Here is a 21,484-nt window from a genome sequence, read left to right as displayed (position 1 = left end):
CACCGCACCCCGGGTCTCGCGAGCCGGCGCAAGCCGACTTGACGGCACGAGGCCCTGGCCGGTCAGTCCGCACTGAGCGGAATCCGCAGCCGCACCCGGTAGCCGCCCTCCACGGTCGGCCCCGCCTCCAGGGTGCCGTGCAGGATGTCGGCCCGTTCCCGCAGACCGACCAGACCCTGCTGTGAACCGGGCAGGGCCAGGGAGGGACGCGTGGGCGCGGTGTTGGCGACGGTCACTCCGACGTGGTCGCCGTCCTGCCACAGCTCGACGCGGGCCGTGGCGCCGGGGGCGTGCTTGCGGACGTTGGTCAACGCCTCCTGGACCGTGCGGTAGAGGGCCCGCTGCGCCGGTGTGCCCACGGCGGGCGGAAGCTCACCCGACAACTCCGCGTGAGTGCCGCTCGACTCCACCAGCTTGCGCAGGTCGGCCAGGGTGGGCTGAGGAGTCAGCTCGGTGGCTTTGCCGCCGGAGGCGCGCAGCAGCGTGACCATGGTGCGCAGTTCGTCGAGTGTGGTGACGCTCAAGGAACGGATCGTGCGGGCGGCCTCCTTGGCGTCCGCGTCCTTGGCGGCGACCTGGAGGGCTCCGGCCCGTACGGCGATCAGGCTGACCTGGTGGGAGACCACGTCGTGCATCTCGCGGGCCAGCTGGGCGCGTTCGCGGGCGAGCACGGCCTGGGCGTGCAGGGCCCGCTCGTGTTCCCTGGCCTCCTCGATCTCGGCCAGCCGCCGCGCCAAGTCCCGTTGCGCCTGCAGAAGCTGGCCGAACAGGACGGGGGCCGCGGCGGTCGCGAAGCTGTAGACGAAGTTGACCAGCGTCATCGTCCGGTCGACGTCGGCCAGGGGCCACGGAGTGCTGCCTGCGACGGCGGTCAGGGCGATGCACGCCACCAGGAGACGGCGGTCGCGGGAGCGTTCGGCCAGGGTGAACAGCGCCACGAGCACCGCGACGGCGATGTCCTGCATCAGCGCGATGGGCAGGGTGAGCAGGAAGACCGCGAGCGGGAACCTGCGCCGGAAAGCCAACGCGGCGCAGCCGAGCGCGGCCAGAGCGACACCGAGGCGCGTGTGCTCCCACATGTTCAGCCATACGTCCACGGCCGCCACCGCCACCAGGACGAGATCGACGACCGGAGCGGGAAGCCGCTGCAGGGGGACGCGTGCGCGGTTCATCGTCCGGCCCCGGGCCGTGGGCGCTCGTCCAGCAGTCCGGCCCGCTGCGCCAGTAGCGCGGCCTGCACCCGGCTGCTCACCCGCAGCTTCGTGAGGATCGCGCTGACGTGGTCCTTCACCGTGCCGGCACCCAGGTGGATGCGCGCCCCGATATCGGCGTTCGACAGCCCCTCCGCCACCAGGACGAGAACGTCGCGCTCGCGGGCGGTGAGCAGCCGGACTCGGGCCGCCTCCTCGTCGACGACGGCCTCGGTGCCGGGGTGGCTGTGCAGCAGGGTGCGCGACGCCTTGGGGGACAGCACCACGCCGCCCGCGGCCAGGGTGCGCACCAGGTGGGCGAGCTGCTCCGGTTCGGTGTCCTTGAGCAGGAAACCGGCCGCGCCGCAGTGCAGCGCGGTCAGGATGTACTCGTCGGCGTCGAACGTCGTCAGCATCGCCACCACCGGGGCGTCCGGCTTCGTCCGCAGCTCGCGCAGCACGGTGAGCCCGTCGACGTCGGGCATCCGGATGTCCAGCAGCACCACGTCGGGCCGCTCACGGCGGACGGTCGCCACGGCGTCGCCCCCGCTCGCGGTCGCGACGACCTCGATGTCCTGCGAGGCGCCCAGAATGAGTTCGAAGCCCGAGCGGACCAGTGCCTCGTCGTCCACCACCACTACCCGGATCACGCGCGCTCCGCCTCACCTTCATCCATGCTGTCCGACCCATGCCGACTCGACCCTAAAGCCCCACGGAGTCCCCGCTGCCCGACGAGCGGCAGGTCCAGCCACACGGCGGGGTATCACCCTCCGGTCGGCAGGGGCACCGCAGCCTTCTGCCGGATACTCCATGATCGGCCCGGCCTCCAGCCTGATCGGCATGACACCTCCCACGGACTCCCCGCTGCCCACGACCGACGCAGCGTCCCCTGCACGCGAGCGAGGTGAGCCCTCGACCGGCGCGCCCGGCGTGGGCCGACTGATCGGGCTGGACCTCGCCCGCGGCCTGGCCGTCTTCGGCATGTACGCGGTCCATGTGGGCCCCGCCCCGGGCCAGGACGGTGTGATCGGCTACCTGATGGAGCTGGCGCAGGGCCGCTCCTCCGCCCTGTTCGCCGTCCTGGCCGGCTTCGCGGTCGCCCTCATCACCGGGCGCCGCACACCGAAGACCGGGTCGGCCGGCCGCCAGGCCGTCGCCAAGGTGATCATCCGGGCCGTGATCCTGATGGCCCTGGGCACCGCCCTGACCCTGACCGGCACCCCGGTCGTGCCGATCCTCGCCTTCTACGGACTGTTCTTCCTGATCGTGCTCCCGCTGTACCGGCTGGGCGCCAAGCCGCTGGCGCTGATCGCGGCAGGCTGGGCCCTGGTGGGCCCGCAGCTGCTGTACGCGCTGAAGCCGGTGTTCGGCGGCCGCGTGTTCCTCTCCTACGGCCAGGCCGACGGCCCCGTCTCGCTGTTCTTCACCGGCGGCTATCCGGCCCTGACCTGGGTCCCGTTCGTCATCGCCGGCATGGCGGTCGCCCGCTGCGACCTGGCCGCCACGGCTGTCCGGATACGCCTCGCCCTCACCGGAGTCGCCCTCACCGTCACCGGCTACGGCGGCTCCTGGCTGGCGCTGCGTCTCGTACCCGGTGCCGCCGAAGCCGTCCGGAAAGCCGAAGAGGGGCCGGGCATGTCGTCCGTGTCGTCCGTATCGCCCGACAGCATCGGCATCTTCGGCGACACCCCCGCCGGGATGCTGGCCTCCGCGCCGCACAGCGAGGCGACCCTGTCCATCGTGGCCGCCACCGGCGTGGCGATCCTGGTGATCACCGCGTGCCTGGCCGCCGTGGACGCCTTCCCCGGGCTGCGCCGCCTGGCCGGGCCCGTCATCGCGGTCGGCTCGATGTCGTTGACGGCGTACGTCTACCACATCGTCGCCATCTGGCTCCTGGACACCGAGGGAGCGGCCGTTCAACCCCTGTACGTCCTGCTCGGCTTCATCGCGTCCGTCACCGTCCTCGCCACCGTCTGGTCCCGCTTCTTCCGGCGGGGGCCGCTCGAATGGCTGATGGGCAGGGCGACCGGGATCGCCCGGCGCATCCTATGAGACACACCCGACGGCCCTGGTCTCAGTTGGGCGCGCCCGGCGGCAGCCGCGGGGGCGGGTCGAGGCGGACGGAGTCCGGGTCGGTCAGGTACGCGGTGAGGAATTCGGCGCCCTCGTGGTGGTGGTCGCCGTCCTTCTGCCGTAGGTCCGTGGCGAGTTCGCGCAGGGTGGACCGGAGCTGGGACCGGACCGGGGCGTGCAGGGTGTCGGTGTCGAGGGTGCGCAGTGCCTGGTGGAGGAGGGCCCAGTCGGCGGTGTGCTGGACCGCTGTGCCCGCCGGGACGTCGGCGGGGACCGGGTCGTCCCGGCGCCAGGTGGCGGTCAGGAGCTCGGTGAGCAGGTCCGCGACGCCGGGCACGGCCGGATCGGTGGCGTGCTGCCAGGCCAGACGGTTGAGGCGGGCCGGGTCCAACAAGGGCTCCGTCACCAGGGTGGCCGCGGCCCGGACCGCGGCGAAGGGGTCGAAGACACGGCCCGCCCCGGTGTCGAAGTACTGGTCGGTACGTCCGGAGCGGATCGCGGGCGGCGTGAGGGCGTCCAACACCGCTGTGGGCAGGGCGAGTTGTTCGGCATGCAGCAGTGCGGAGAGCCGGGTCAGGGCCCGTCGCTGGGTGACGGCGTCGACGGGCACGGTGCCGGTCCCGGCGTCGCCCGCCAGGCCGTACGCGTACCGCACACCGCCGATCAGCCGGGCCACCGCCGTCACCTCGTGGCGGTGCAGCAGATGCAGCAGCACGGCCCGCTCCTCCAGCTCGCCGGTCTGCCGGTCGGGCGGCAACACGCCGCGGGAGAAGCCGGACAGGGCGATCCGGCGTACCCGCAGGATCGTCTCCAGCGCCTGGAGGGCGCCGCCCGCCGTGACCCACGGGACGCCGTCGGCGTGGGCGGCTTCGGGGCCGTGTCCGTCCTCGTCCGTGACGTAGACCAGCCCTGCCTCGGCGGCCGTACGGCGAAGGGCGGCGAGCTCGTGTTCCTCGTCCGGGAACCGGCCGTAGGCGTGGGCGATCAGGAAGTGGTCCCAGGGGCCGAGGCCCGTGGCGTACGCGCCGGAGAGGTCCAGGCGCCCGTCCTCAGTGACCGCGATCCGCGCGTGCGGGTAGTCCATCACCGATGGCTCGGAGTGCTGTGTGCTGGCGTAGTTGTGCATGAAACCGAGCGCGTGGCCGATCTCGTGCGCGGCGAGCCGGCGCAACCGGGCGAGCACCAACTCCTCGACAGCCGCCAGGCGTTGAGTCTCCTCGGGGTGTCCGTAGGGAGCCAGCAGCGCCTCGCCGAGGGCGCGGACCTGTTCGACGCGCTGGGAGCCGAGCCGCACCCGGGCATGCAGGACCTCTCCGGTGCGCGGATCGGCCAGGCCCTGTCCCAGGGACCAGCCGCGTCCCGCGCGGTGCACCCACACCACGCCGTTGACGTCGGGGTCGTACGGGTCGAAGTCCGCGCCGCCCGCCTCGACCCGGTACGCGTCCGGGAAGCCGATGGCGGTGAAGGCCTCCTGCCACCAGTTGCCGCCCTCGACGACCGCCGACCGCAGCGGTTCGGGGATCGCCGGGTCGACCTGGAAGACGATCGCGGGGGCATCGGGGCCGACCCGGAAGCGGGGCTGGAACCTGACCTGGGTACCGGCTCGTCCGATCAGGCCGTGGTCCGCGTAGCCGATGCCGTAACCGCCCGACGCGGGGTGGTAGCGGCGGGCGGGCATGGGCCGTTCGGGCAGCCGGAGGAAGGTCAGCTGCTGGACGAGGGTGAGGGCGCGCGGGTCGGCGGCCACCGCCCGGACCGCCGCTCCTCTGCCGGGGCCGCGGAAGGTCAGCAGCGCCGGGAGGCGCGTGCCGCGGGGGCCGGTGCGGCTGTCGGCCACGAGCGGCAGGCTGGCCGAGGGATCGATCCGGTAGTCGCCCTGCTCCCGCTCGTGGAGGTGCTCGGCGACGTGGTCGTGGTCGGCGACCACCAGTTCGGTCGCGTCGACGATCACCAGGCCGTCCTCCTCCCGCAGTACCGGCCCGCTCCAGAGAACGGACAGGGCGAAGGACTCGTCACCGGCCCGTACGGCGGCGGGGTCGCCCAGGGTCAGGAAGTGCTTGTTCCGTACGACGAAGAGCACCCGGTCGCCGACCCGGCGGAACTCCGCGAGCCGGGCCTTGCCCACCCGTCCCCGGTCGAGCCACAGGTCGCTGGAGCCGAGGCCCTGGGAGAGGGACACGGTGAGCAGGAACGGCTCGCCGAAGTGGCGGATGCCCAGCAGCAGGCGGTCCTGCGCGGCGGGGTCGGGTATGAGGTCGAGGAAACCGGGCGGGCTGATCTCTTCGGTGCGCATGGCGGGCTTCTCTCGACGAGGGCGGGCGAGGACGTCGGGGGCGTGCGAGCCATTGTGACCGCGCTGATCAACCCCCTGCCCTCGCCGGCCGCGTCGCGGTCAGTAGACCGACAGCCCGTAGGCGCTGAGCGCTTCCTGGATGGGCTGGTAGAACGTGGTCCCGCCCACGGTGCAGTTGCCGGAGCCGCCGGAGAGGATGCCGATGACCTTGTCGCCGGCGTAGAGCGGGCCGCCGCTGTCGCCGGGCTCGGCGCAGATGTTGGTCTGGATCAGGCCGTATACGACGTCTCCGCTCCCGTAGTTGACGGTCGCGTTCAGCGCGGTGACCCTGCCGCAGTGGACGCCGGTGGTCGCTCCCCGACGGCAGACGGTCTGGCCGACGTAGGCGGTCGCGGTCCCCGTGATGTCGACGGATCCGATGGTGCCGGGGTGCGGTACGGCCGGGTTGGTGTACCGGACGACACCGAAGTCGTTGCTGGGGAAGCTGGTGGCGGTGGTGGAACCGATCGTCGTGGTCTGGGCGGAGCCGGTGTACCAGGTGGTCGCGCCGTCGGTGCAGTGGCCCGCGGTGACGAAGTAGTAGGTGGATCCGCTCTGCACGTTGACCCCGGCCGAGCAGCGCCAAGCGGACGTGTAGATGCCGTCGCCGCCCGAGAGAAGGGTGCGGAGCGGGCCGTCGAGCCGTTCGAGGCGCGCGGCACCCGGGAAACGCCCGGTGGTGCGCCGCAGTTGTGCCAGATCGGTCTCCGCGACCGTGGAGTCGGCGAGCACCCGCAACGTCCCGGTGCGCTCGTCGACGGCCCAGCTCGTCCCCGCAATTCCCAGGGAACCGACGGCCGAGGCCGCGTCGGACACCGAGGTGGCGGACGGCGCGGCGCCGGCCGTGGGCTCCGTGGCCGCGCCGGCGTCGGACACCGCGAGAGCGGTCACGACGAGCAGGCTCAGCACCGAGGCGATCAGCCGTGGACGTCTGGTGGTGGTACGGCGTGCTCTGATCACCGAAGTCTCCCCGAGGTCGGTAGGTCGGGTTCGCGGCAGGCCCGAACGGTCGTCGGGCGTGCCGTACTTCCGTGCGTGGTGCTCCCGGCGCCGTGGTGCGGTGTGCGAGTGCTCAGGGCGCGGTCGTGGCGGGACGCGGCCTCAGTGTGCCCGGCCGCGCCCGGCGGGGGTAGGCGGTCGTCGGCCGACCTGGATCCGAGAGGTCAGCCGGCGGTCCGGAGGTGTTCGAGCAGCAGACGGTTCAGCGACTCGGGTGCCTCCTCGGGGATCCAGTGGCTGACACCTCGCAGGGTCTCGAACCGGTACGGCCCCTTGACCCACTGCGCGGTCTCCCGGGCGGCCACCGGTCCGAACGCGGTGTCCGCCGTGCTCCAGACGTACAGCGTGGGTACGTCGATGACGCCGATGGCGCGTTCGGGGCGGCCGGCCCGGTACCAGTTCAGCGCCGCCGTGAGGGCGCCCGGTCGGGACAGATGCCGTACGTAGGCCTCGGCACTGGCCTGCGGGACCTTTCCGGCGTAGAAGGCGCGCAGCTTCTTGGCGTCATGGGCCAGCATCTCGTTCTCGGTGGCGGGAGTCTCGCGCCAGTCGATCATGTAGCGCGACCGCGCACGCTGGTCGTCGTCGGTGCGCAGGGTGTGGGCGAGGGCGCCGGGGTGCGGGGTCGAGACGACCGTCAGTGTGCGTACGCGGGCGGGATGGGTATCGGCGGTCCACCAGGCCACCGCGCCTCCCCAGTCGTGGCCGACCAGGTCGAACGTCGTCCAGCCCAGTTGCTCCGCGATCGCGACGACGTCGTCGACCAGGATGTCGACGCGATAGTCCTCGGGGCGCTCGGGGCGGACCCCGGGGGAGTAGCCGCGCTGGTCGGGCGCGACCACGCGGTGGCCGTGCGCGGCCAGTGCCGCGATCTGGTGCCGCCACGCCGACCTCGTCTGCGGGAAGCCGTGCAGGAGCAGTACCGGGCGACCGTCCGGCGGGCCCGCCACGGTGGCGTCGAACGTGCCCGCGGGAGTGGGGATGCTCAGCTCGGTCACGGCCGACTCCTTCATACCGACTGGTCGGTCAGCCTTCTGTCGTAGGGCCGGAATGTCAAGGCGGAAGGGGCCGAGCGACAGCATGGACTCACGCCGAGGCCGGTCGGGCGGCCCCTCTGCCGAAGGCGGGCCGCTGCGACTACCGGGACGTCGCCGGAAGGCGGGGAAGGGTCTCGCCGAACGACAAGGGCAGGAAGCGCTCGGCCATGCGGGCATAGCCGGCCGCGTTCGGATGCAGGCCGTCGGGGAGGTCGGCGATGTCCTCGGGCCCGAACAACGCCGTTCCGTCGATGAGTCGGAGTCGGTCGTCGCCGTCCTTGCGGCGCTGTTCGACGTGCTGTGCGAGCAGCTCGCGGATGCGGGTGAGGGTGAGCGCCCCCATGGCGAGTTCGGCGGGGCGGTCGACGGTGTGCACGCGCAGGTCGGGGCCGACGAGGGTGGGGCCGGGCCGGCCCTCGGCGACCGGGCAGACGATGGGGGTGATGATCAGGATCGGGGTGTCCGGGTGCCCGTCACGGATCGTGTCGAGGAATCCGTGGAAGGCCGCGACGAAGGTGCGCTCCCGCATGCTGTCGGCGTTCAGCACGTTGATGCCGAGTTCGAGACTGATCGTGTCCGCGGGCAGGTCCCGGATGGCGCGGGCCATGAAGGGATCGAGATGGCACTGCCCGCCCAGACCGAGGTTGAGCAGGGACAGACCCGCGGAACGGGCGACGATCGCCGGCCACGTGCCGGTCGGCCGGTCCGCCTCCGCGCACTGGCTGATCGAGCTGCCGTGATGCACCCACAGCGGACCGCTCGCCGGAGCCGCGCACACCGACGCCCCCTCCGGCACGCGTACGTCGAGCAGTTCGAGCGTCGAGGCGACAGGGAGCCAGATCTCGACATGGCGCTCACGGGAATCGGGACCGAGAGGGAAGCGGACGGTGGCGGGTTCGGCCGGCCGGTTCTCCAGGTCCCCGGAGACGGGGTCGAGGAAGATCAGGGACTGTCGCGTGGCCACGACCGGTTCCCGCAGTTCGCCGTCGACCACCAGGTCGAAGACAGTGCCGCCGGCCGGCATGCCCGGCGGCAGGACCACGGTCAGCCGGACATCGAGCTCGATGTCGGTGGCGTCGGTGAGCAGGTCGAACCGGACACCCGAGGGCACGGCACTGTTGAATTCGAAGGCGCTGTCGGCCAGTTGGGCACGGCCCGCGTCCGGTGACCGGTGCAGGGTCACTCCGGACGGGCCGGTGGTCCTCCCGAGGGCACCGACGACACACACGAGCGCGGAACCGAGGACGGATTGCACAGCTGGGCCCTTCGGTCGTGGTCCTCGATCCGCCGGGTCACCACGGGACGGTGGCGTCCTCGCCGGGCGGCACGGTGACCTCATCGGCCACCGTGTTCCCCGGGACGCCGCGGACAATCGTGAATCCTCACCGACCTGTGCCGGTCGGGCGCGGGGGAGCCGTCGAGGCACGGACGACGAGGTCGACCGGCGGGGCGCTCGCCGGCAGGGGGTCGGCGTCCGGGTTCTCGATGGCGTGCACCAGCCGCTTGAGCCCCTCCTGTGCCACGGCGTCGAAGGGCTGCCGCACCGTGGTCAGGGGCGGAGTGACGTAGGCGGCGACCGGAACGTCGTCGAAGCCCACCACGCTGACGTCCTCGGGCACGTGCCGCCCGGCCTCCGTCAGTGCGCGTACCAGCCCGATCGCCATGTCATCGTTGGCGGCGAACACGGCGGTGACCTCGGGGTCCTGAGCGAACGCGCGGCCCGCCGCATACCCGGACGCGGCCGACCAGTCGCCCTCGACGACGGGGGCCACATCCCTCCCGTGCGAGATCAGCGTGGTCCGCCACCCCTCCAGCCGGTCCTGGGCGGCGAACCACCGCTGCGGACCCGCCAGATGATGGACCGTCACATGACCGAGCCCCAGCAGGTGTTCGGTGGCGGCACCGGCCATCAGATCGGCACCCCCGCCCGCGGTCAGCACCGCCGGGGAGGTGAGAGGCGGCGGCGGAGCACCGATGACGAGGACCGGGACGCCGACGCGGAGGGGTCCGGCTTCGCCGCCGCCCGGCTCGTCGATCGGCTCGGAGACGACGATGCCGTCCACGCCCTGGTCGAGAAGCGAGTCCACGGCACCGGCGAGCCCGGCCGGGTCGCCCTCCATCGTGTTGACCACGCGCAGCGCGTACCCGGTGTCCCGGACGACCCGCTCGACGCCCATGAGGAGGGACGCGGGCCCGTACAGGGCGGTGCCGAGCGTGATGACACCGATCGAGCGCGTCCGTCCCGACGCCAATGCCCGGGCGGCGTTGTTGCGCCGGTAACCGAGTTGCTCCGCGGCTTCGAGGACGCGTCTGCGTGCCTCGGCGGAGACATAGGGCTCTTCGTTGAAGACTCTCGACACCGTCTTCTGGGAGACCCCGGCGAGACGCGCCACATCCACACTGTTCGGCGCCGCGGAGCTGCCGCTCCGTCCTGTGCCTCGCTTCATGGTGTCTCCCGATGACCACACGATCGAGCCGCAATGATGTCAGACGCCACCGCCCGACCGCGGAGACGTCGTACCGGCGCAGGACCCGGCGGCCCGGACACGTACTGCGGTTTCAGTAGAGGGTCCTCCGGATGCGGTGGTCGGGAGTGCCAGTAGCCGCACGACGACGGGAGGGGGTCCGCCAGGACAGCCTGATCGGGTAAACGAGAGCAGATGCGGAGTTCCCTGACGTGGCTACTTTTCTGTATCGACTGGGCCGGCTGGCCTTCCGGCGGCGCGGTTACGTCGCCTTGATATGGCTGGCGGTACTGACCGCCGTCGGACTGGGTGCCCTCCAGGCGCCAGCAGCCTCCGACGAGGAGTTCTCGATGCCGGGCATCGAGTCGCAGAAGGCGTACGACCTGATGCAGGAGCGCTTCCCCGGAGCCGCCGCCGACGGCGCCACCGCCCGGGTGGTGTTCGTCGCGCCCGCTCCTCGCCGCCACCGCCACGATCTGCGACGACCCCGAACTGACCGGCACCCGGGTGCTGGTCCTGACCATGTTCGAGACCGACGAGTACGTCGCCAAGGCACTGCGCGTCGGTGCCAGCGGTTTCCTCGGCAAGTACGTCACCACCGACGCCCTCCTCGCGGGCATCCGCACGGTGGCCGCGGGCGAGGCCCTCCTCTCACCCGGCGCCACCCGTGCTCTCATCACCCGCTTCCTCACCGCCCCGGCCCCCGGCGCCCTCCTCGCACCCCCGGACCGCCTGAACGACCTCACCCCCCGCGAACGCGAGGTCACCTCCCTCGCCGCCCGAGGCAGGTCCAACGACCAGATCGCCGAGGAACTCGTCCTCAGCTACCAGACCGGGCTCGTACGGCCTGCGTCCCCCTCGCGGCCCGGCAGGCAGGAGACCGGCCAGGGCCCCGCAGCGTGAGGGCGTTCACGGCTTCACGGAGTCCTGGTCGACGAGCGTCCGAACCCTATGCTCGGGACCCCACCCCCAAGGGAAGTTGACGTCATGAACGACAAGCTCACCGTGAGCGTCCTCGGCACCGGAATCATGGGCGCCGCGATGGCCCGCAACCTCGCCCGCGCAGGACACACCGTCCGCGCCTGGAACCGCAGCCGCGCCAAGGCCGAACCGCTCGCCGCCGACGGCATCGCCGTCGCCGGCAGCCCCGCCGAGGCCGTCGAGGGCGCCGACGTCGTCCTGACCATGCTCTACGACGGTCCCGCCGCCCTCGACGTCATGCGGCAGGCCGCCTCCGCGCTGCGCCCCGGCGTCGCCTGGGTGCAGTCCACCACCGCAGGTATCGAGGGCGTCGCCGACCTGGCCGCCTTCGCTCGCGAGCAGGACCTCGTCTTCTACGACGCCCCCGTGCTCGGCACCCGCCAGCCCGCCGAGGCCGGACAGCTCCTCGTCCTCGCCGCGGGGCCGGTGGACGGACGGCGGAAGGTGACGCCCGTCCTCGACGCCGTCGGCGCCCGCACGGTGTGGACCGGCGAGGACGGCGCCGAAGGCAGCGCCACCCGGCTGAAGCTGGTCGCCAACAGCTGGGTCATCGCGACCACCAACGCGATGGGCGAGGTCCTGGCCCTGTCGAAGGCGCTCGACGTCGACCCGCAGAACTTCTTCGACGCCATCGCGGGCGGCCCGCTGGACATGGGCTACCTGCGCGCCAAGTCCGCGCTGATCCTCGACGAGCGGCTGTCCCCGCCCCAGTTCGCGGTGTCGACCGCCGCCAAGGACGCCCGACTGATCGTCGAGGCCGGCGAACGGGGCGGCGTCCGGCTCGACGTGGCCGCCGCGAGCGCGGAGCGCCTGGAGCGAGCCGCCGCGCAGGGCCACGGCGACGAGGACATGGCCGCCGCGTACTTCGCCAGCTTCGACGAGAAGGCCTGAGAGAACGTACGTGAGCCGGGCACGGACACCTCGGCCCGGGCAGCTCGTGCGGGTCACTTCCAGTCGTAGGCGTACGCGGCGACCCAGGTGATGTCGAGTTGGGCGCTGCTGCCCGGAGCCGCGCCGGCGCCCTGCAGGGCACTCTCGTTCTGGAGCACCCAGGACAGGGGCTGTCGGGGAACCTCGCGGGTGTCGTGCCCCACCTGCCGTCCGTCCACGAAGAAGCGCACATGGCCGGGCGTCCACTCGGTCGAGACCGTGTGCCACCGCGTCCAGTCGTCGCTCCCCGGGAAGTAGCCCTGTTCACCCCCGCCGCACGGATGGTGGAAGGCCGTGAGGTCCCCGGTCCACTCGCCCTCGGGATGGTCCATCTCGCAGCCCCCGCCGTAGTGCAGCCAGGCCGACTTGTAGCCCGGCGCGAGTGCGGTCACCTTGATACGGGCGCTGTACTTGCCGTACTTCATCTGCATGACGGCACGAGGTACCACTGCCGCAGCGTGCACGGGACCCCCGTCGGCGGGCCGCCACATACGGATGAACATCCTGCCGTCGCCGTTCTCCGCGGGACCCACGCTCACGGTGTCCTCCGGGTGGTAGACACCCACGACCTGCCGACTGCGGTCATTGGCCGTGTCACGCCAACCGGTCGGATAGGCCCACCAGTTGTCACGGTACGCACCGCGCAGGCCCCCGCAGTACGCGGCGGAGGTGTCGGCGTGGTGGTCGCAGTCGCTGAACCCGCCCAGCGGCACCCGGTCACCGTTGAAGTCCTCGGCGAGGACCTGCCAGAACGGCCCGCAGTCGCCGCGGGGCAGTTCGGTGCCGGTGGTGCGGCAGGCGTCGGCCGCACCGGCTTCCCCCGCCGCTCCGTCGGCACGGGGGACGCCTAGGACGGCGGCCAGGAGCACGAGCCCCATGGACACCAGCAGAGCGCGCTTACGACCGTTCGGTGCTGCGTGTGATCCCATCCGGAGGCCCTCCGGTCCTCGGTGCGCCGATGTCGTACGACGGGAAGTGCCGCGCGAGGGAGCATCCTCGCCGCGGGCCGGTGCGAACACCATCCCCGGAACGGCTGGAGTACCGGAGTGTCGGCTTCCAGTCGCGTTGCTTCGGGGCCGTCCGCTCGTTGATCTCTCCACGCGGTGAGCGATGATCGGAGAGCCCTGTGCGCATGACCGACCTCCAGCGGTGCGAGATCCGGCCCGGAAAGCTCGTGGAGTGGACCCTGCATCCGGCGTCGGTGGGCGCGGCGCGGGCGTTGCCGGACGACGCGAGGCCACCGGCGTACGTCCAGGAGTCCCACATCCGCACGGCACGGACGGTGCGGGAGGACGGGCTGTTCGTGCCGACCTGGCTCGGTACCGCCTTCGACATCCCCGGGCGGGTCGAACTCGACGTTCTGCAGGGCGCGTTGGAGGCCTGGATGCTGCGGCACGAGACGCTGCGCAGCGGGTTCAGATGGGCCGGCGACGAGATGCGGCGGTTCACACTCGACTCCGAGGCCGTCGCCCTGCACCGCGAGGACATCGGCGAGTTCGCGGACACGGTGACGCTGACCCGATACCTGCAGGACCGTTTCGACGTCGCCGCCGAGGCGCTCACCTGGCCCAACTTCCTGTTCACGGCCGTCGTACGGGACGACGGAGCGAGTGTGTACATGGCGTTCGACCACAGCAACGTGGACGCGTACTCGATCCACCGCATCACCGCCGAGATCCACGAGCTGTACGCGGCCGGCCTCGACGGGCGGGTCGTCGCGCCCGAACCGGTCGCCAGTTACGTCGACTTCTGCGCCGACGAACGCTCGGACGCCGACCGGATCGACGACACCCACCAAGTTGTCGGCCGCTGGCGGGAGTTCATCGCGCGCTGCGACGGCAGGCTGCCGAACTTCCCCGTCGATCTCGGCCTGGACCCCGAAGGCCCGCTGCCCGAGCAGAGGTTCGTCCAGGAGATGCTCGTGGACGCCGCGGACGCGTCGGCCTTCGAAGCGTACTGCCGTCCCTACGGCGGCAGTCTGGTCGGGATCGTCGCGGCCGTCGCGCTCGCCGCCCGCGAGATCAGCGGTCTGAGCGTGTACCGCACCGTCGTGCCCTTCCACACCCGGGTCAAGTCCCGCTGGGCCGACTCGGTCGGCTGGTACGTGGGCGGGGCGCCCGTCGAGATCCCGGTGGAAGGGGCCGTGGACTTCGACGCCGCCCTGGAACTGGTCCGCGCCGCACTGCGCGACACCCGGGCGCTGTCCCGGATGCCCCTGGCCCGCGTCCTGCGCCTCCTGGGCGCGGACTTCCGGCCCACCTCACCGGACCTGTACTCGATCGTCTCGTACGTCGACTCGCGCGCTATCCCCGGTGCCGAGCGCTGGCAGGAGCTGAAGGCGTACGGGCTGATCAGGGTGTCGTACGGAGACCAGGTGTGCGCGTGGGTCACCCGGGTCCCCGAGGGCCTGCAGTTCGCCTGCCGACTGCCGGACACGCCGGCCGCCGACAAGAACATGCGCCGCTGTGCGGAGCTGCTGCGGGCGCGGATCGTCGCGGTGGCGCGCGAGACCGGGACCGTGGGCGCGGGAGCGGCGGCCCGTCAGGGGTAGAGCCTTCGGCAGGTCCGCGTCCCGGGTCAGCGGGGCGTCGAGGCGGTGAGGGTGGCGAGGGCGCTGCGGAGCGCGTCGTCGGCGGGTGGGCCGTCGGGCCGGCGGGCCGCGATGTGGCCGTCGGGGCGGACGAGCAGGGCTCCGTGGGCGCACGGAAGCGCGATCGACTCGCTGGCCGTGGGCGGGGCCACGACGTACGTTCGGGTGCGTGAACATCGACAGCCGAGAACGAGCAGAGCGTTTCGTCGAGTTGCATCGAGAGGGGTGCTTCCTGCTCCCCAACGCCTGGGACGTGGGAAGCGCCCGGATCCTGGAGTCGGCCGGCTTCCCCGCCGTGGCCACCACGAGCGCGGGAATCGCCTTTTCGCTCGGGCGCCCGGACCACGATTTCCACGACGAGAAGACGTCGGACGGGCGGATCGACCGCGACACCACGATCCGCCGGGTCCGGGAGATCGCGGACGAGCTCCGGGTGCCGCTGAGCGCCGACCTGGAGGACGGGTTCGGTGAAGCGCCCGAGACCGTGGCGGAGACCATCTCGATGACCCGCGCGGCAGGCGCCGCGGGGGGCAACATCGAGGACTTCACCGGCGACCGCGCCCGGCCCCTGTACGAGGAGTCGCTCGCGGTGGACCGTGTCCGCGCCGCCCGCGCCGCCGTGGACGCCGCCGACGATCCGTTCGTCCTGGTCGGCCGGACGGATGTGCTGCTGGTCGGCGGCTCGCTCGACGAGGCCGTACGGCGGGCCAACGCCTATCTGGCGGCCGGCGCGGACTGCGCGTTCGTGCCGGGCGCCGCCGACGCCGAGACCATCGGCACCCTGGTACGGGAACTCGACGGCCCGCTCAATGTCGTCATGGGACTCACCGGCAACGCGCTGGCCCTGGACGACCTGCGCGAACTCGGGGTGCGCAGGGTCACGGTCGGCGGCAGCATCGCCCGTGCGATGTACCGTCACCTGCTGGACGCGGCAAGGGAGTTGGCGGACCGGGGCACCTTCTCCTACGCCGACGGCCAGCTCGCCCAGACGGATCTGAACGACCTGTTCCGCCAGGACTGACGCTCACCGCGGAGGCGGCGCGGGTGCCGGTTCTCACGCGGAGATCTCTTCCGTGCGGGGGACGGAGGGGCGGGCGGTGGAGTCGTCGAGGGTGCTGCGGTTGGTCTCGCGGACGAAGCAGACGGTCACCGCGGTGACGGCGGCGCCGCCGCAGAGCAGCAGGGCGACGGGGGTGCTGGTGCCGCTTCCGGCCACCAGGCTTCCGGCGATCATGGGGGAGAAGCCGGCGCCGACGAGGGTGGCGCCCTGGTAGCCGAGGGAGGCGCCGGTGTAGCGGACCTTTGTGCCGAACATCTCGGTGAGCAGCGCGCCCAGCGGGCCGTACATCGTGGACTGGGCGATGCCGTGGCCGAGGACGACGGCGAGGATCAGCAGCCCCGGCGACTTGGAGTCGACCAGCGCCAGGACGGGGAAGGCGAGCGCGGCCGAGGCGATGGCTCCGGCGAGGACGACCGGACGGCGGCCGATCCTGTCGGAGAGCGCGGAGGCGCAGGGCAGCACGACGAGCGCGACGCACGCGGAGACGGTGAGGGCGTTGAGCACCTGCGGCCGGGCGTACCCGATGCCGGTGGCGTACGCGATCATGTAGCTGGTCAGCAGCGACTGCGCGGTGAAGGCGCCGATGCCGACACCGCAGGCCAGCAGTACGGGGCGCGGGTTGCGCAGGACGTCGAGGATGGGCAGCCGGGACTCGGCGCGGTCCTTCTTCACCTCGGCGAAGAGCGGGCTCTCCACGACCTTGAGCCGGACGAAGAGGCCGACGCCGAGCAGGGCGACGCTGAACAGGAACGGCACCCGCCAGCCCCACGCCGCGAAGTCGTCCTTGGGGAGGGTGACGACGTACGCGACGACGGCGGTGGACAGCAGGGAGCCGAGCGGGGCTCCCATCTGCGTGAAGCTGGACCACAGGCCGCGGCGCCGCTCTCCGGCGTGCTCGACGACCATCAGGGTCGCGCCGCCCCACTCACCGCCGATGGCGACGCCCTGGACGACGCGCAGGGCGATCAGCAGGACCGGAGCCCACACACCGATCGTGTCGTACGTGGGCAGCAGGCCGATGAGGAAGCTGGCGCCGCCCATCAGACCCATGGTGAGCAGCAGCATCGACTTGCGGCCGAGCCGGTCGCCGAAGTGGCCGAAGAGGATGCCGCCGAGCGGTCGGGCGACATAACCGGCGGCGAAGGTGCCGAACGCGGCGATCGTGCCGACGGCCGGATCGGCGCCGGGGAAGAACAGTTCGCCGAAGACGAGCGCGGCGACCGTGCCGTAGACGAGGAAGTCGTAGAACTCCACGGCGGTGCCGAGCAGGCCGGAGGCGGCGACCAGGCGCAGCTGCCGGGTTCGCTCGGCGGCCGAGGACGGTGGTGCGACGGGGGACGAGGGCATCGCGGTCTCCCTTGAGCGGGGGAAGGACACCGCGAAAGTAGGCTCTCACATGACTGCAGTCAATAAAGTGCACAACATTAGGTGTGGAGCGGCCCGATACGCCTCACCCGGGTTCAGTGACTCTCGCCGGTCAGCAGCCGCCGGGGGTTCGCGATCCGGAAGGCGTGGGCAGCGGCCCCGCCCAGACCGAACCCGGGATGCTGCGGTGGCTCCGCATACGGCCGGTCCGAGCCCTGGACGACGGCGTCCGTCCCGAGGGCGCGGACCACGGCGTCCACGGAGCGCGGACCGTAGGAGGACGTCTCGACGAAGACCTCCGGATCCGCCGCCGCCGAGCCGTCGCCGCGGGCGGCGAAGCGCTCCCCGTGCAGCGGGGCCAGCCCGGCGAGCAGCGCGAAGCACACCCGCAGGCGAGGGTGGCGGGGGCGGCCGAAGGCGTGGAAGGCGAACCAGGCGGCGTGCATCTGCTGGACATAGGGCACCATCGCGGGCCACCAGCCGGGCCCCTCGGATCCGCCCGGTGCGGGCCCGGGGTGGACGAAGAGCGGCAGGTCGCGCTCCTCCAGCTGATCCAGCAGCGGGGCGCAGCGCGCGTAGCCGGTGGCGTCCACCAGGGCGTCGGCCGGGAGCTGGAGCCCCACGAAGCCCCCGTCGAGGTCCTGGGCCGTCGTCTTCGCGTCGATGTCCCGCACGCATGCGGCGGCCCAGGCGCCGAACGGCTCGGGGAGGGCGGCCGCACCCTCGTGGTAGGCGTCGAGGAGCGGGCGGGCCTCGGCCGACGGCAGCCACTCCACGCCGATCGGGGCCGACATCGAGACGAGCGCCCGCCCCAGACCGTCGGCCCGGGCGAGTTCGGCGCGCCGGGCGATGTCGTGGTCGGCGGGCGGGAGGTCGTACGGCGGCTCCCCGTCCAGGTACAGGGTCCAGCCGTCCAGACGCGGCGGCTCACGGCGTGAGCGCAGGGCCGCCACCAGGGACGGGGTCCACAGATGCTGGTGCACGTCGACGTTCATGACACAGGATCTCGCGGGCCCCCGCCACCATGTCCACCCCGCGGCGGACCGAACTGAACGCCCGCCGCGTCGCACCCGTACCTCCCGGCATACGTCCGGCCGACGTCCCGAAACGGAGAGGTACGTGTCCCAGCGCGCCCGCAGTCCGCTCACCGCCCGCCTGCTACTGGCGGGCGGGCTGACCCTGCTCACCCTGGTCACGGGGTGCGGCGCAGGGTCGGACGAGTCCAAGGTGAGCAGCAGTACGGAGGTGACGGCCGCTCCTTCCGCCGGTGTCGTGGCTCCCGCGAAGGTGGAGGTCATCGCCGGGCTGGTCGGCTGCAAGGTCAAGATCCGCACGGATGCCGACGAGTTGAGGGAAGGCGTGTGCCACGGCAAGGACGGTGACTTCCTCATCACCACGTTCCCCGAGGAGCGGTTCAAGCTCACCTGGCTGGACGCCGCCTCCATCTACGGCGGCAAGTACCTCGTCGGCACCCGCTGGGTGGTCAGCGCCCCGGAGGCGCTGCTGAAAAAGTTCCGCCCCGAACTCGGCGGGAACATCCAGCAGTTGTAGGGCTAGCCGACGGCCGGTTCGTAGTCGGTGATGTCGTAGCGGACCTCGTCGTCGATGGCGTTCTTCTCCCCGTCGATCTCGATGCGCGTCGGATGCCCGTCCGCCGCGTACCGGGCCTCCGCCGTGTCCGCGTCGTCGCCCCGTGCCTGCTCCAGCTCCTCCAACAGCGCGCCCAGGGTGGGTACTTGGTCGGGCAGTTGCCGTACGACCCGGCGCGCGCTGTCGTCGAGGCCGACCGCCTTCGTGACCTCGCCGCCTCGGACGGTGATCCGGAAGGTGCCGATGAGGGCCCGTTCGCCCTCGCTCGACGTCAGCGTGTACGTGTACGAGGCGGGCTCCTCCCAGGCGGGCGCGGCCGTCTCCGCCTCGTCACCGCAGGCGGCCAGGCCGCCCACCAGCACGGCCACAAAGAAGAGCGAGCGTACGACGGTCATGGCGGCCCCTTCGAAGACGGTTACTGCTACGACGCCGGCCGGCCCCAGGACGTTCGGGGCCGGCCGGCGCTCGTACCGTCAGAAGCGCCTCAGGACGACTGGGCCGTCTGGTACAGGTTCTGTGCGTCCGCGCCGAAGTACGGGCCGTACATCGCGTTCGGCAGGAAGTTGTACTTGAAGCTGTTCACCGAGGACTGGAGTCCGGTGCCGGTGGCCTCATTGAACTGGGTGAACCAGGGGCCGCCGCTGGCGCCGCCGGTCATGTTGCAGGTCAGACCGTGGTCACCGGAGAGCAGGAAGTCGCGGTAGGTGGTGCCGCTGCAGTAGATGAACTTCTGGCCGTCGTACGGGGCGGCGGCGGGGAAGCCGAAGGCGTACATCGCCTTGCTGTAGCCGGTGTTGAACGCCAGGCCCTGACCGCCGACGACATCGGTGAGCAGTTGCCCGTTCAGCGGGGCCACCACGGCCGCGCCGACGTCGTAGTTGATGTCCTCGCTCGCCGTCCACTGCGGGGTCGAGAGGGTCTTGGACGCCGACCAGGTGCCGTACGGCGTCTGCCCGTCGTGGTAGCCGGGCGCGAACACCCAGTTGGTGTGCCAGGCGCCCTCCAGTTTCACGCAGTGCCCGGCGGTGAGGACGGTGGACTTGTTGGCGCTGGTGACGGCGTTGCCGGAGCAGGAGGCGGTACGGCCCTGGTAGGTGAAGAACACCCGCCCGGCGGTCTGGACGACCGCTCCGCCACCGGTCCATGCGCCGCCGCCGTTGGGAAACGCCAGCGTGCCGACGGACGAGCCCGGCGCGCTGGGTGCGATGAGCATCCTCCTGCCCCTGCGAGGCTCGGATGCCGTCACCTCGGAGCGGTCGACGGACAGGACGTCGAGCGGAGTCGCCTGGCGCATCCGCTCCGGGGTCCAGAAGGCCTGGGTGCGTTGCTGCGCCGTGAGCGACACGGTTCCCGGGTCGGGGGCGGCGCCGGCCGGCGTGGTGAGGACGCCGGCGGTCAGCAGTGCGGCTGCGCCCACCAGGGCGGCACGAAGTCTGCCTATCACGCGGTCTCCTTCTGCGGTGGGGGTCGGAGGGTGTGACCGTTCTGCGCGCAGAGTGCCACCGATGGCCCTATTTGGGCAGGTGCACGTCAGAATGATGGCCGAAAAGGCACACTCCCTCTCCCGCGCCGACACAGGGGGCGATCTCGCCGCCACCGGGAGGATGGGGTTGACTGCGAGCCCCGGCCCGGAACCACGACAGGAGCCCTCCGTGACGTACGACATCACCGCCCTCCGCTCCCAGTTCCCCGCCCTGACCGCCGGAACGGCCCACTTCGACGGCCCGGGCGGCACCCAGATGCCCCGGCCCGTGATCGACGCCATCGCCGACGCGCTGGCGCACCCGCTGTCCAACCGGGGCAGCGTGACGCTGGGGGAGCGCAACGCGGAAAGCCTCGTCACCGAGGCCCGCCGGGCCATGGCCGACCTGCTGGGCGCGGACCCGAGGGGGATCGTCTTCGGCCGCAGCGCCACACAGCTCACCTACGACTTCTCCCGCACCCTCGCCGACACCTGGTCGCCCGGTGACGAGGTCGTCGTCACCCGCCTCGACCACGACGCCAACATCCGCCCCTGGGTCCAGGCCGCCGAGCGGGTCGGTGCCACCGTGCGCTGGGCCGACTTCGACCCGGCCACAGGCGAGTTGACCCCCGACGACATCGGCGCCGTGCTGTCCGACCGCACGCGTCTGGTCGCCGTCACCGCCGCCTCCAACCTGATCGGCACCCGCCCCGACATCGCGGCGATCTCCCGACTCGCGCACGAAGTGGGCGCGTTGGTGTACGTCGACGGTGTCCATCACACCGCTCACAGCCTGGTCGACCTGGAGTCGCTCGGCGCGGACTTCTTCGTCTGCTCCCCGTACAAGTTCCTGGGCCCCCACCACGGAGTCCTCGCCGCCGCTCCGGAGCTGCTGGAGACCCTGCGCCCCGACAAGCTGCTGCCCTCCACCGACGTGGTCCCCGAGCGGTTCGAACTGGGCACCCTGCCCTATGAGTTCCTCGCCGGGACCAGGGCAGCGGTCGACTTCATGGCCGGCCTCGACGCGACGGCGACGGGCACGCGGCGCGAGCGTCTGGCAGCGGCCTACGCGGAGCTCGAAGCGCACGAGCACACCCTGCGCACCCAGCTCGACAAGGGCCTGGCCGCTCTCCCCGGCATCACGATCCACTCCAGGGCAGCCGACCGCACCCCCACCCTGCTGCTGACCTTCGAGCACCACGCCACGACCGACGCCTACGGCTTCCTCGCCGAGCGCGGCATCCAGGCCCCCTCCGGCTCCTTCTACGCCATCGAGGCCTCCCGCCACCTGGGCCTCGGCGACACCGGCGGCCTCCGCGTCGGCCTCGCGCCCTACAACGACTCGGAGGACGTCGACCGGCTCCTGGCGGGGCTGGGAGAGTTCCTGGCACGCTGACGGGCCGTTCGCCC

Annotated in this window: 19 protein-coding genes and 2 pseudogenes; 8 read left to right on the top strand and 13 right to left on the bottom strand. The window is 72.0% G+C overall.

Translation table 11 applies throughout. From position 1 onward, the window contains the following. Nucleotides 1-62 precede the first annotated feature (62 nt). Together OHU89_RS08585 and OHU89_RS08580 are read right to left on the bottom strand one after the other, a co-directional pair. Nucleotides 63-1,172 (bottom strand): sensor histidine kinase, encoded by a 1,110-nt coding sequence (locus OHU89_RS08585; RefSeq protein WP_405641389.1) that lies wholly within the window; start codon nucleotides 1,170-1,172, stop codon nucleotides 63-65. Then, nucleotides 1,169-1,828 (bottom strand): response regulator, encoded by a 660-nt coding sequence (locus OHU89_RS08580; RefSeq protein WP_405654388.1) that lies wholly within the window; start codon nucleotides 1,826-1,828, stop codon nucleotides 1,169-1,171. The genes OHU89_RS08585 and OHU89_RS08580 overlap by 4 nt, the downstream gene beginning before the upstream one ends. 202 nt (nucleotides 1,829-2,030) lie before the next feature. Here OHU89_RS08580 and OHU89_RS08575 point away from each other — a divergent pair, with 202 nt between their 5' ends. Continuing rightward, nucleotides 2,031-3,242 carry a DUF418 domain-containing protein gene (locus OHU89_RS08575; RefSeq protein ID WP_405641387.1) on the top strand — a complete coding sequence of 404 codons (1,212 nt, stop codon included), beginning with the start codon at nucleotides 2,031-2,033 and terminating at the stop codon, nucleotides 3,240-3,242. A 22-nt stretch (nucleotides 3,243-3,264) separates the two neighbouring features. Here the strand turns inward: OHU89_RS08575 and OHU89_RS08570 are convergent, their stop codons facing one another. From OHU89_RS08570 to OHU89_RS08550, 5 genes are all read right to left on the bottom strand, one after another. Next, complete coding sequence (locus tag OHU89_RS08570) at nucleotides 3,265-5,556, bottom strand: zinc-dependent metalloprotease (protein ID WP_405641385.1); 2,292 nt, start codon at nucleotides 5,554-5,556, stop codon at nucleotides 3,265-3,267. 99 nt (nucleotides 5,557-5,655) lie between these two features. Then, on the bottom strand, nucleotides 5,656-6,552 hold the full coding sequence (locus OHU89_RS08565; RefSeq protein WP_405654386.1) for a S1 family peptidase: 897 nt from the start codon (nucleotides 6,550-6,552) through the stop codon (nucleotides 5,656-5,658). A gap of 206 nt (nucleotides 6,553-6,758) precedes the next feature. After that, complete coding sequence (locus OHU89_RS08560; protein ID WP_405641383.1) at nucleotides 6,759-7,592, bottom strand: alpha/beta fold hydrolase; 834 nt, start codon at nucleotides 7,590-7,592, stop codon at nucleotides 6,759-6,761. A gap of 139 nt (nucleotides 7,593-7,731) precedes the next feature. After that, on the bottom strand, nucleotides 7,732-8,886 hold the full coding sequence (locus OHU89_RS08555) for an SGNH/GDSL hydrolase family protein (protein ID WP_405641381.1): 1,155 nt from the start codon (nucleotides 8,884-8,886) through the stop codon (nucleotides 7,732-7,734). A gap of 127 nt (nucleotides 8,887-9,013) precedes the next feature. Next, a complete protein-coding gene (locus OHU89_RS08550) occupies nucleotides 9,014-10,078 on the bottom strand; it encodes a LacI family DNA-binding transcriptional regulator (RefSeq protein WP_405641380.1) in 1,065 nt (354 codons plus the stop codon). Nucleotides 10,079-10,308: 230 nt separating this feature from the next. Here OHU89_RS08550 and OHU89_RS08545 point away from each other — a divergent pair. The 3 genes and pseudogenes from OHU89_RS08545 to OHU89_RS08535 all read left to right on the top strand — a co-directional run. Next, nucleotides 10,309-10,551, top strand: a pseudogene (locus OHU89_RS08545) (MMPL family transporter); the annotation flags it as partial. Nucleotide 10,552: 1 nt separating this feature from the next. Further along, nucleotides 10,553-10,999: pseudogene (locus OHU89_RS08540) on the top strand (LuxR C-terminal-related transcriptional regulator); the annotation flags it as partial. A gap of 84 nt (nucleotides 11,000-11,083) precedes the next feature. After that, nucleotides 11,084-11,968: an NAD(P)-dependent oxidoreductase gene (locus OHU89_RS08535; protein ID WP_266895781.1), complete on the top strand. Its 885-nt coding sequence runs from the start codon at nucleotides 11,084-11,086 to the stop codon at nucleotides 11,966-11,968. Between the two features lie 53 nt (nucleotides 11,969-12,021). Here OHU89_RS08535 and OHU89_RS08530 read toward each other — a convergent pair whose 3' ends face one another. Further along, the gene (locus OHU89_RS08530) at nucleotides 12,022-12,885 is read right to left on the bottom strand and encodes a glycoside hydrolase family 16 protein (protein ID WP_405641378.1); all 864 of its coding nucleotides are present in this window, start codon (nucleotides 12,883-12,885) and stop codon (nucleotides 12,022-12,024) included. A gap of 254 nt (nucleotides 12,886-13,139) precedes the next feature. On the opposite strand from OHU89_RS08530, the gene OHU89_RS08525 reads away from it, so the two are divergent. Continuing rightward, on the top strand, nucleotides 13,140-14,558 hold the full coding sequence (locus OHU89_RS08525) for a condensation domain-containing protein (RefSeq protein ID WP_405641376.1): 1,419 nt from the start codon (nucleotides 13,140-13,142) through the stop codon (nucleotides 14,556-14,558). Between the two features lie 26 nt (nucleotides 14,559-14,584). Here OHU89_RS08525 and OHU89_RS08520 read toward each other — a convergent pair whose 3' ends face one another. Further along, complete coding sequence (locus tag OHU89_RS08520; protein ID WP_405641374.1) at nucleotides 14,585-14,749, bottom strand: hypothetical protein; 165 nt, start codon at nucleotides 14,747-14,749, stop codon at nucleotides 14,585-14,587. 17 nt (nucleotides 14,750-14,766) lie between these two features. Between OHU89_RS08520 and OHU89_RS08515 the strand changes: the two genes are divergently transcribed. Then, nucleotides 14,767-15,618 (top strand): isocitrate lyase/phosphoenolpyruvate mutase family protein, encoded by an 852-nt coding sequence (locus OHU89_RS08515; protein ID WP_405641372.1) that lies wholly within the window; start codon nucleotides 14,767-14,769, stop codon nucleotides 15,616-15,618. Between the two features lie 33 nt (nucleotides 15,619-15,651). Here the strand turns inward: OHU89_RS08515 and OHU89_RS08510 are convergent, their stop codons facing one another. Both OHU89_RS08510 and OHU89_RS08505 read right to left on the bottom strand, forming a co-directional pair. After that, nucleotides 15,652-17,004 carry an MFS transporter gene (locus tag OHU89_RS08510; protein ID WP_405641370.1) on the bottom strand — a complete coding sequence of 451 codons (1,353 nt, stop codon included), beginning with the start codon at nucleotides 17,002-17,004 and terminating at the stop codon, nucleotides 15,652-15,654. A gap of 113 nt (nucleotides 17,005-17,117) precedes the next feature. Then, on the bottom strand, nucleotides 17,118-18,017 hold the full coding sequence (locus tag OHU89_RS08505; RefSeq protein ID WP_405641368.1) for an amidohydrolase family protein: 900 nt from the start codon (nucleotides 18,015-18,017) through the stop codon (nucleotides 17,118-17,120). 124 nt (nucleotides 18,018-18,141) lie between these two features. Here OHU89_RS08505 and OHU89_RS08500 point away from each other — a divergent pair, with 124 nt between their 5' ends. After that, nucleotides 18,142-18,573: a hypothetical protein gene (locus OHU89_RS08500; RefSeq protein ID WP_266895790.1), complete on the top strand. Its 432-nt coding sequence runs from the start codon at nucleotides 18,142-18,144 to the stop codon at nucleotides 18,571-18,573. A 2-nt stretch (nucleotides 18,574-18,575) separates the two neighbouring features. On the opposite strand, the gene OHU89_RS08495 is transcribed toward OHU89_RS08500, so the two are convergent. Continuing rightward, complete coding sequence (locus tag OHU89_RS08495) at nucleotides 18,576-19,007, bottom strand: DUF6174 domain-containing protein (protein WP_405641365.1); 432 nt, start codon at nucleotides 19,005-19,007, stop codon at nucleotides 18,576-18,578. Between the two features lie 89 nt (nucleotides 19,008-19,096). Next, on the bottom strand, nucleotides 19,097-20,056 hold the full coding sequence (locus OHU89_RS08490; protein ID WP_405641363.1) for a trypsin-like serine peptidase: 960 nt from the start codon (nucleotides 20,054-20,056) through the stop codon (nucleotides 19,097-19,099). 208 nt (nucleotides 20,057-20,264) lie between these two features. On the opposite strand from OHU89_RS08490, the gene OHU89_RS08485 reads away from it, so the two are divergent. Continuing rightward, the gene (locus OHU89_RS08485; RefSeq protein ID WP_405641361.1) at nucleotides 20,265-21,470 is read left to right on the top strand and encodes a cysteine desulfurase-like protein; all 1,206 of its coding nucleotides are present in this window, start codon (nucleotides 20,265-20,267) and stop codon (nucleotides 21,468-21,470) included. Nucleotides 21,471-21,484 lie beyond the last annotated feature (14 nt).

It is taken from the genome of Streptomyces sp. NBC_00019 (genome assembly GCF_045041015.1).
Classification (GTDB): domain Bacteria; phylum Actinomycetota; class Actinomycetes; order Streptomycetales; family Streptomycetaceae; genus Streptomyces.
This window is presented reverse-complemented; position numbering and strand designations above follow the sequence as displayed.